3 protein-coding genes are annotated in these 10,826 nt (G+C 43.9%); all 3 read right to left on the bottom strand.

Translation table 11 applies throughout. From position 1 onward, the window contains the following. Positions 1-23 precede the first annotated feature (23 nt). From QME20_RS08205 to QME20_RS08195, 3 genes are read right to left on the bottom strand one after another with little or no spacing between them, the layout of a single operon-like run. Positions 24-4,499 carry a hypothetical protein gene (locus QME20_RS08205; RefSeq protein WP_281715757.1) on the bottom strand — a complete coding sequence of 1,492 codons (4,476 nt, stop codon included), beginning with the start codon at positions 4,497-4,499 and terminating at the stop codon, positions 24-26. Between the two features lie 18 nt (positions 4,500-4,517). Next, positions 4,518-5,396 (bottom strand): DUF4007 family protein, encoded by an 879-nt coding sequence (locus QME20_RS08200; RefSeq protein WP_281715756.1) that lies wholly within the window; start codon positions 5,394-5,396, stop codon positions 4,518-4,520. A gap of 4 nt (positions 5,397-5,400) precedes the next feature. Next, positions 5,401-10,821, bottom strand: a complete 5,421-nt coding sequence (locus tag QME20_RS08195) for a type IV secretion system DNA-binding domain-containing protein (RefSeq protein WP_281715755.1) — start codon at positions 10,819-10,821, stop codon at positions 5,401-5,403. Between the last annotated feature and the right edge of the window lie 5 nt (positions 10,822-10,826).

Genomic DNA, 10,826 nt, shown 5'->3' with positions numbered 1-10,826 from the left:
AAAACTGTATAAAAGTACATACTTCAAGATATGGGGTTTAACTCTTTAAGTAATAGCTCCAATACTTCCCTTTGTTGTCTCTCTGGTAACTGTATTATTCTTTGAATAATGTCTTCTGCCGATAAATTGTCTAATCGAGACTTCAGCTCTTTTTGGATTTTATCTATTTTCTCCCAACCACTTTCATCCATGCTCGAGGGCACGGCCTCAGCACGCTGAAGCCACTTATTAGTTTCCGCCTGATTAAGGTTTGCAATTCTCTCAGAAGATGGAAATTGGCTGAGCCAATTATGATTGTTTTGAAAATTTTCATCACGCTCTATAGCGTCTAACCTACCATCTAGTTCACTTAGTAAATCTGCTACCGTTTTACGATCGTGCTCTGTCAAAAAGCCTGGAGCTGCTTCAAGTTCACGTTTTAGCTCAACACATTGCAGCTTACTAAGCTGATTAATCTCAGAAATGTTAGTAGTCCTTGATAGCACCCAGTTGTTTGACTGCTTTACGAGATTGTTAATACGCTCATGGGCTAGTATTTCATAGATATTATCAGGCCATGCCGGCTCTAGATCCTGCTCTTCCAATGTTTTTGAAAATATGGCCTCTTGTTGCTGTATTTGTGCTAAAAGTAAAGCTTCTAACCTGTCGGCACTCATCTCACTAGAGGGCCACAAAGTTATGTCATTTATTATGTGCTCTAGTTGATATATGACTTCACTAATATCTGTCTCGTCACGCGTACCGAGAAAGCACTGATGCAACACGCGGGCTCTAGAAAGCAACTCTGCGAGAGCTTGTTCACTTTTAGGTGTTTCATATAGCAACCCTAGCTCCTCACGTCTCTCTTTATCTGCCTTCTTCAGCGTGTCTTGTCTTGCTTTAATTGCTGTAACGTAAGCACTAATCTCTTCACTTGTCAGAACGTTTTTTGCTGATGTGATCGCTTTAATAAGCTCTTCGCCACGAGCAACCTGGTCCCTTAATTCTTTTACTGGTGTTGTACCTGTTGGAGCGGGCTGTCTTGGGTAATCTTCGCACTCTGCGAGTGTTAATTGGTAGCTTTGGAGCTTTTCAACTCGATTTATCGAACTGGTCATTTGAGCATGAAGCGCTTTAGACTCCTTCTCATAACCCAGTTTTTTTATTGTATTAATGTACGACTCCGTCTTAGCACGGAAATCCGCGAGATTTACAACACTTTGACAAACCTGACGAAGGATCCATTCTCTCAGATTACTTGAGATAAGCTCATGCACGAAGTTTAATAAATTATCTGCCTCTGTAATCAGACTTTCAGGCCATAAACCATTGCCAACTAACTCATCACGCGTAAATAATACTTTTTTCGCAGCTTTTAAGGCACCCTCTACACTTCCGGTGCGCTCAGCGTTCGCGAGACTGCGCTCGACATTTTTCAGAAAATCCGTCTTGGCTAGAAGGAGTTCCTTGACCTTTTCGCTCTCATCAAGATGATATCTATAGAGCCCTTCAAGAGTTTCAGGAATAGGGTCGGCTTTGTACAAAGATTTAGCTTCATCTGCGACTTTTAGCTTTTCATCATATGCCTGCGCGGACTCCCATTTTTGTAAAAGTGCACGCCACCTTGTTTCGCCATTTTCAGACAAGAAATGGAGCGTTGTCTTGGCCAACACATCGACTTGCAAGTCATTTGACCTGCCTTGAAAAGCCAGTTTCAGCCAGTCTTCTGACGATTGAAGCTCACCGTTATACTCTAACCGCCTAGGTGGCACATCAAGAGAGATTAGCAAGGAAATCAGTATGCCTGCCGAAGCTGCCGACATACCGTACGGCGGAGATATCAACCATTTGTAACTGGACTCAAGCGTTAAGTCTGTCTTGCTCTTATGCTCTTCAACCAACGTATCGAAAATACTTTTCGTATTGGGCTCTCGAGGAGCGACGAGCGCTCCGGAGGGAAGAAGGCTGCCCCAGGTTTTTGCCAGCAGAGAGTCCACGCGATTATGTAATGATTTCCTTTGAGACTGGACCCAACTACCGTCAACCTGACGCGCAACGAGACCTCTCATTAGCTGCGCACAATCAGCTTTGGCAGTTCCATTTTTTGTCGCAAAACCATCAAAAGGAAAGGGGATTGGATGCGTATAAATAGTAGAGAATATTTCGCTACCAACCCGCTTTTGTCTCTGCTCCGTAAGAGTCGTTATCCCTGGAACCCAGTACAGGCGCTCTTTCAAAGCAGTTTTTAGCGCAGTCTCAAGTGCCTCTTTGCTTCGCTCAACCTCTTCTGGGATAAAGCGACGAAACCTCTCTTGATCACTAGCACTGACTTGTTCTTCGAACAGGTGTAGCTTTGTCAGGTTCGTCCCAATTAATGATTGGTTGTCGCGTATACCAATCACCCAAATCGGCGCTTTAGTTACCCCCCACTTTTGCAATTCTTCGGCGAACATAGCATGCATTTGGCTTTGCAAGTCGTTGCTATTGTCTTCATTGCCAATGTAGAAATAAATGACTTTGCCTTTGGCATCTGTTGGTAAATATGCCTCTGACCAGTTTTTGAAGGCCTGCTTTATACAGGTTGAGATGTTACCAGGGTGAGCCAGTAATGATTCAAATCGCCAGTCTGGTGTCGAAATTTGATTTAGTGCCCCAAAATCTGTGACGATGTCTGCAAGGGGTTGTTCTTTTGCGCCATAACGCATAAATAAGTTATAGATATCACCTATTTTGACATCCTGCTGAAGTTTCCTCAGCCATTGTTGGAATTGGGCTCTGCTTGCTCCGTCAGTTAACAGCTCAAATTGCCCTAAGTCACTATTCCACTCAAGCGCACCTAATTCAGATAGGCTCTTTAATCCATCTTTTACGACCAGGCTATCTAATGATGTGGCCTCACAAATCAGGGCCTCCGCATTTTCTCGAGCTTGGCGGCCAATACGCATTTTTTCTAAGGCCGCAGTACCAGCAAGAATTAACTGAAGAGTTTGATCTAAGTGTCCGCCAAACTTTTCTAGCAATGTTTGTAGTGTCTCAGCAACCGTGCCTCCGGCATCACGCTCAGCAGCCACAAGTTCAGATAACATGTTCTGCAATAACAGCTCAGCAACGCTTACTTGCTGTATCCTACCCTCGTGTGCAGCCTCATCATCTGATACGCGACTTACAATAGCTTTGATAAATGTTAATGCCGAACGTGACTGAACAACATCTTTTTGCCGCGTTAGAAACCAAACCGCTAGAGGATGTAAAGGCCAGCAGCCTCTACCAATTACTTCGTTAAAACGTCTTCCATCTTGCCATACAGGGTACCGGGAGAACCCTGGCAAACAACTCGACAGGCGAATGTGTGCCTGCTGATAAACCACTTCGGCGTTAGTCTTCAACCATAGTTCATCGATTAACGTCTCATCTTTTTTGATCATATGGGCGAAAATGGTTTCGAGATTTGAAGAGAGATACCATTTTTCAGCCGCATCAAATCGTGTGATGTAACGCTGCAACTGTCTCAAACCATTGCCACTAAACCTCTTGAGATAAGTCTTTAGTTCATATTGAATAAAGCCGATAAAACGAACTTTTTCACTATTATCCTGAATGCCTTGAAAAATTTGCTGTAACGCTGCGTCACCAGCTAGGTGTGGCTTATCAGCTGCATACTCAAGATAGCGCCCGAATTCATCGAACATAATAATGACGTGGGAAAACGGCCCATCATCACTGCAATAATAGTTGCACAGAGTATCGATGAGGTCCTGAGCTGACTCCTGACCTTCTACCGGAATAGAATGGCCGTTAGCCTCCTCATAAACCCTATCAACACCTTCGTAAACGCTCTCATCGTTTTCATTCAATTTCTGAATAATTTCATCTTGAGTCAGGCCAGAAAGGACATCGTTAAACTCTTCCTGGCGGACTAAGTAATTTCTTTCAACGAACTGCGCGGCCGTTTTAAACCTGGGGGAGAGGTTACGTATCGGCGTTGGATCAATGTCTAAGAGCTTGAATTGGCTGAAAACGGCTTTGCTTAACGCATTCCCCAAATGAAAGCCTGACATTCCATCGAGAGGAAGAACTAGTGCTGGCTTTTTTAACAGCGCCAGGTCCTCTGAAATTTTGTTTCCTATCTCTGCATCGGCCTGAATAATATGTTGCGCTATGGATGATGCAGCTTCACTTTGGGGCGCTGATAGCAGAGTAGAGCACGTCAGGGCTAAATGTGATTTTCCCGAGCCATATCCGGCAACGACTAGCCAATATGGATTGGTGTCTTGCCCCCTTTCACCGCTTAATAATGAACCAATTAACTCCCGAGTAAAGCTTGCAGTGTCCTTGAGTTGATAACTGCTATCCACACCATCGGTGGCGGCATCGTTAGCACCATGGTAGCGAGGGCCATGAAAGACAAAAGATTGCGCGGCCCGTTGAGCTTGCTCCTTTCTTCTCTCAAACCAACTTAGCTGAACCGCTCCGTCAAAGAAGAGTTCATCATCAAAAGTAACTATGCTTCCAATTTTCACGATTTACTCCTTGCGCCGCTAAACCAACTCACTGTAAATGCTTGCTAATACCACCGTTAAGCTGGCAGTTCTTAACGCCAACGTCTGACCTGTCTGTCTGTCTAGTTGTAAAATGCCGTGATCGGCTGCCCAGTCCAGCCAAGTTTTAGCATCGTTTTGTGACCAATTAAGTGCAATCAAAACCCCTGCTCTTTGAAAAAACTCATCGAGCTGAAGCTGCTCTCGCTCAGGATATAACTGCTCCCAGAGCAATATCAGATATGCTGTATAAGCGGGATAGAACTCAATGTCTTTTGGGGCGGGGTTTCTGGCGTATATCTCTTCATTTCCAGACAAGCTGACCCTAAGAGCACGAGTTAAACCCAGACAACTGTCTTCTATATAGCTTTTAAGAATCAGGTTAACCATGCCCTTGCGGTTGGATGAGTCTCCAAAGCATTCTCTCATAAACGCCAGATAATCCTCTGCACTGAAACTTGCTCCCATCCTGGTAACACCCTCTATAAAGAGGTTGTACCAAGGAGGGACCACGCCAACCTGTTTAGAGGAGTCTTCGGCAAGTGGGCGACAGAGCATTAAGTGTAGTAACCATAAACTCACTCTTTCACTTAAAAAGGGATCCTCTCTCAATACCACATTACCTAAATCCGTTAATGTGAGCTGCCACTCATTTCCCTTCTTTCTTGACTCTATCAAGCCCATCCCCGTTGCGTAGTAGATCATCGGTTCTACTTTTCCAGAACTTTGGCCTGTAGGAATTCCCGTTTGGTTACTGATATAGTGTTTGTCGCCAGAACCATCATCCCGTACAAACGCCAGCAGTTTTGCGATTAGCATTCTCTCGGGCTTAAAATCCTGCATGAAACTTAATGGTAACGTCTGTGCTTTGAAGCTCATCAGTCTAACCGCCAAACCCGCGTTCAGTCAGCGCTGTTACCGAAACAAGTACAGGCTCGTCAACCAGTGCGCCATTTGATTTTTCTACTGGCCCTAAAGACCAACATTGACCTTTTTCTAATTTATTAAGTCGTTGTACCCACTCCGCTTTTGGTATCCCCGTAGTCGCTTGGCTTAAAATTTGAGCAAACCTTTCCACTTCGGTATTAGCAGGTTTGAAAAACAATTTATGGCCAGCTTGAAATAGTCTGTCGCGTTGCTCTTGATTAAACTGGCTGGTTGTCTGCGTTGCCAAAATCATAGACAGGCCAAATTTTCGACCTTCTCTTAGCATTTTATCGATTGGGGAATCACTGCGGTGATCGAGGTTCTGTATTTCGTCGAGCACCACGGGAATAGGTTTATCTTTAGTGCCAAAGTTCTGAGCGTAATCCCACAGATCCCATAAAGTGAACTCGGTAATAATTTTTTGTATGTCCCGATTTAGGGCAACTAACTGAAGAACATGGACCCAGTGTCCTTCAGTTAATAACATCTCTTCCCATGCTTTGTTTTGACTTTCGCTAAATAATCTAGAATCAACGAAAGGCTGCAACTTATTCGCTAGTGACTCACCTTGACTACCCTCAGCTCGCAGCAGCGGTAACAGCTTGTCAAAACTAAAGTGTTCATCAGAATCAAGCCCTTTGGTAAAGGCTCTATTCAATGCAGCAGATTGTTGGTCACCCATAGTGGGATAAACACTTGTGAATATGCTTGTAATTCTGCTTGCCACATCAAATGTGCTCTCTTCCATGGCTGGAAGAGACGGGTCTATTAGCTGTTGCTGCTTTCTAAAAGGGTTCAGTGGCAGTTTGTCTGTTTTGACAAGATGATTTCTAGGTTTCCCTACTTTGTTAAATTCATGTTCGACTTGGGAGGGTAAAAAGCCGTTAGTATAGTCAATGATGAACGACCGAACCTGCTGCGCTGCCAATTCAGATAGCAAGCATTGAATACCATAGGTTTTACCTGAGCCCGATGCACCAAAAATCAACATATGTCTGTTTGCTAATTTTGGGTGCCCAAAATGCCAATAGACGGGTTCATTATTTCGCCGTGTCCCGATTAACACCCTATCAGGCACCTTGAAACTAGGCAATAAATCAGTAGACGAGGTAGGTGTTGTAACTTCCCCATTACCTGCCGGTACTATTGCTATCTCTTCATCTTGGTCAGTGCTGCCATAATCAACCGTTGTCGGCGCCACTTCCACATCAGGCTTTAATAATCCGTTATCAGCTTCATCCTTTATTCGGGTAGTGTCTGAGTTTTCTCCGGTACAAGGTGCACTTTCGTGATCCTCACTTGAGGTGTCTTCCTGGTTTAAACCTGTTGAGTCAATGCCTGAATTTGCATCATCCGCTTTCTGTTCAATATCTGAATTAAATTTAGATCTATTTGAATTCGGTTTGAGCGAAATTTTACTCTCGCTTAGTTTTAAAAGCGGAGCAGGGCATTTCTCTTCAAACAGTGAAGTTAAAACCTTATAACCGACTGATATATGCTGGATAGTGAAATTTTCATCAACTACAAAGGGGTCGTTTACAATCCCGGAGGGAAGTAACAATTGATCCACGGTCGCCTGGGTCGAATCGTCATCCGTCCAAAATGTAAAAATTGATGCTCTCCAGTGAATTTCGTACAGTCCTTCTGCAATATTTTCTAAAGCATGATCTAGGTTACGCCACTCGTTTTCAGGTAAATTCACAGAGGCTCTCGAGCTAATTGCCCTGTGCAATTGTGCCCACCAGTAACGCCGGTCAAAATCAGTGCTTTTCAGGCCTTTAACTTTCGGTGCCAACAGGATTGGCAGATAGCGCAGACCCGATTGAATTTGTTCGTAGGCCTTCTCAACATGGTCTTCATTCTTCAAGGCCAACTTGCATTCCACCAAGTTTGCATGAATAAGCGGTACATCGTTATCCCGCATCTCAAGCGTCAACTGCAGAAGATCCTGACGCATATTCGTATCGTTATCCGAATACCAGTGCTGCATATCATCAAGCGGCACGAACTGAGACATATGACCACAGGGAATTTGCAGTGCCCGTCGTATGGCAGCAAACCCAATAACATCCCTGACCCTTTGGTCTTCACCGATCACAGCGCTGATTGAGGACAGCCCGACAATGTTTTCCAGTTCATTAACGACGCGGACCGCCATAACATTTACTGTTTCACTGGACTCAAAAGAGAACAGCATGTTAAGCCTATCGGATACCTTCTTAGTAAGCTGTTTAAGCGTATCCTGCTGAGTGGATATCGTGAGGTTTAACTCTCCATAAGTGCCGAGTCCTGAAGCAAACCCAACAATCCTGGTTGTTAGGTCTTCATCATCAGACAACAGCTTTTTGTCGACAAAAGGGTCGACACATACAACCCAATGACCCGCACCATGAAGCGCTTCAATTGTTTTTTTCCATGGTTGAAAATCGACCTTACCAAAAATTATATGGTCATATCCCTGTGAGCCTCCAAAGCATAGCCGAGCTGACATATCTCCGTGTCGCGTTTGTGCACGCAATCTTCGGTTACTAATCAGGTTATAGCGAACGCTGGCATCACCCGCATTAACTGGCCTGGGGTGCTCTGCTATGGGGAAAAAAGAGCAATTATCGAACGCAAACTTATAAGGCTGTGCAAGGTCAGCACGACCTACTAACCCATCCTTTAAAAAGTGAAACAAGAAAGCGATGTCATAACGTAAACGCTCCTTTTTCAAGAGATCCTCTACATTTTCATGCGAAGCGAATTTGTGTCCTACGGTTACTTTCAATCTTCTGAATTTGCCATCGAAAGTTTCGTTTAGTTGCTCTCTCCAAGCGCTTAATAGCTTTTCCATTACCATCGGAGAAGATGAGGACGTATAAACCATCAAGTAAAGGTGAAACGGAGGTAACGATGTCCCCGGCAAGGTATTTTTGAGATATTTAGTGAGAAAGTGTTGCAGACCCGAAAGAATGGTCTGAAGTTCTTTGACGTTCACCGCTAATACTCGAATACCGTCGTGTGCGTGCGGATACAATGACAAATATTGTTCAAACACTCGAGATACGGCTTTCGTTTCCTGACAGGGTCTAACTGCTTCTTTGACGTTATCTCCGTCCTCTTCATCACTCTCCCGAAGCAGTGTTTGAACTGCCAAACTCATCTCACTAGTAGGCTCTGCACCTAAATAGTGAATGAGCCCATATGAGCTTAAGTCTGCAGTTAATTGGTTTTCTTCAGTTACCAAGCCAGCGATTGGCCTGTGAATTTGTGATAAATCAATCAGGCGGTCAAATGTCTCCGAATGCGCTTCACCTAAAGCTAGCTTCGCGATCACTTCTGGAAATCCATCGATTAAAAAGCGAACTTTTGCCTTTATTTGCTCTAATACCGCGGGAGAAAGCCCCCACGCTACGCCGGCTTGTAAATATGCATCATTAGCTTTACTGTGCTGATCGACAATGAAGAAAGCTTTATAAAAACGACGCAAAAACTCCGAACTGCCCAACAAGTTTTTATCAAGCGCCATTTCCGCTAAGGCCACATATTTTTGTAGCATGGTGCTTAATTCCGTGAATAAAGCACTGTGAAATCCGTCATTGAATGATTTTTCTAACCAGTCCCGATACGCGAGAATAAATTGGCTAATCTCCAAATTTAGCGACGCCGCAAAATCACTTGAGCCGCAGCCTTCTAGTAGGTTGAGTATCTCCATATCGGTCATTGACTGACTGACCAAACGATTGGCCTCAGTTTCGTCTGCAGCGTAATACAGAGCAGTCATGTTCACTTCAGGAATCTGAAAAGCGGGCATTAACTTAGCGGGGTCTTCGGCAGCCTCCCACTTAGTGCGAGCAAACCGAATACTATCGACGAAGACTCTTTCAGATTGTGTAGGTGAAAGCTGCCAATAAAACAACTGCTCGATAGACTCTTCTTCGGTATACCCAACCGCCTCAACTTTGAATTTAACTCTAGGATTGGAACGACTTGCCATATAAAGCACAGAGTCTTTGTCGAAGCCAAACTTAATGGGAAGCTGCACACTCCAATTGTCAGTCTGTAGTAAAACCTCTTCTTCGTCTTTGGGAAGCCGGCAATCGAGTTCGGTAAAAACCTGTTCAAGCCCGCCTAAACAACCAACCAACAAGATTTTGGCTAAATCCCCGCCTCCTAAACTGCTGTCTTCGTCGAAAGACAGATCGTGTTCAAAGCTAATAACTTCGACATGAATACTTTGAAGACTCTCAACTAAGCTCTGGCTTTCGCATGACTTTTTAAAGTCCGTTACTGCTTCCTCAACCCCTTGCAGAATGGACTCTAACGCAAAGCCCTTAAATGATTTAATGGACTTTTTGCTAGACCTTTTCTTTCGCTCTTTTTTAGCAAGCGTGTCGAGTAAGGGACGAATATCTAGCTGTAGTAAGTGTCTTTTAGCAGATGCATCTGCCCTAAATATAAATCGCTGAAGAATATCCTTATATTCATCAACTGTACTTAGTGAAAATTCAGAAGACGTGGCTGCTGGTAGGTCTAAAAGTGGATCTTCGAGCCATTTCTCTATTTTTGCCCACTCTTTTTTCTGCGTAGATTTGTTCTTAAATTGTTGGTGGGAGATGAACCTGTCCGCATTCTTAATTAACGATATGACATTTGAGCTAAACGTGCTGACATTAAGAATAGGTGGAATACCCCAATAGGGTAATTCAGCCAATAGCTGTTCTTGTAACTGCTCCACCGAGGTATAGCTCTGTGTAAGTAACCTTTCCTCAATAAAACGTGCAAGTTTGCTAAGCTGTAGTGGTCGAATTTCAAAAAGTTGCTGAAAAATCTTTTCTAAGCTCTCGATTTGCGTTGGGCCTGCAGTGTGACCAATATCTCTATGGTCGCAGATTGCTTCTATCCAGAACTTAAAGCTTTTTTGCAGATACGCCCATACACTGGATTCATCAACAATATGGAAGTCTGACAGGCCGCCCTGATCAGTAGCATGATTTAACCCCACTAACACAACGATAAGGGTATCTACTTTTTCATCACTAACTGTACGATTCCGATACCAAGTCAGCTTATCCTCTTCATCAATCCAGAGACGCTCACGGTTTGGCCCAATTGCACCATAACCCTCCATAACCTTTTGCAGTTCATCTTCCTGGCCATCTACTTTACACCAATCTTTCCAAAGACCACTGGCAATACGGAAATAGCACTTTAGTGAATGCTGTTGCTGTTGCTGGCACTTGTATTCTTCTAGCGAGGAAAATAATTCGAATACTTCTGAGGGCCCCATACTCTGTATAATGAAGCGAGCCTCTAGGGAGCCTGGTTCATGTCTCTGGGTTTCGCTCCATTCTTTTTTTAGATAGCTATCTAGCGTTTTTACAAGAAGATTCATAACAA

Source organism: Alteromonas sp. CyTr2 (genome assembly GCF_947311905.1).
In the GTDB taxonomy this organism is placed as follows: Bacteria; Pseudomonadota; Gammaproteobacteria; order Enterobacterales; family Alteromonadaceae; genus Alteromonas; species Alteromonas macleodii.
Note: the sequence above shows the minus strand (reverse complement) of the source record. Positions and strands in the feature narration are given on the sequence as shown.

Coding starts and splice junctions, on each gene's coding strand:
- QME20_RS08200 (WP_281715756.1), bottom strand. CDS start 5,396: ATGAGCTTCAAAGCACAGACGTTACCATTAAGTTTCATGCAGGATTTT.
- QME20_RS08195 (WP_281715755.1), bottom strand. CDS start 10,821: ATGAATCTTCTTGTAAAAACGCTAGATAGCTATCTAAAAAAAGAATGG.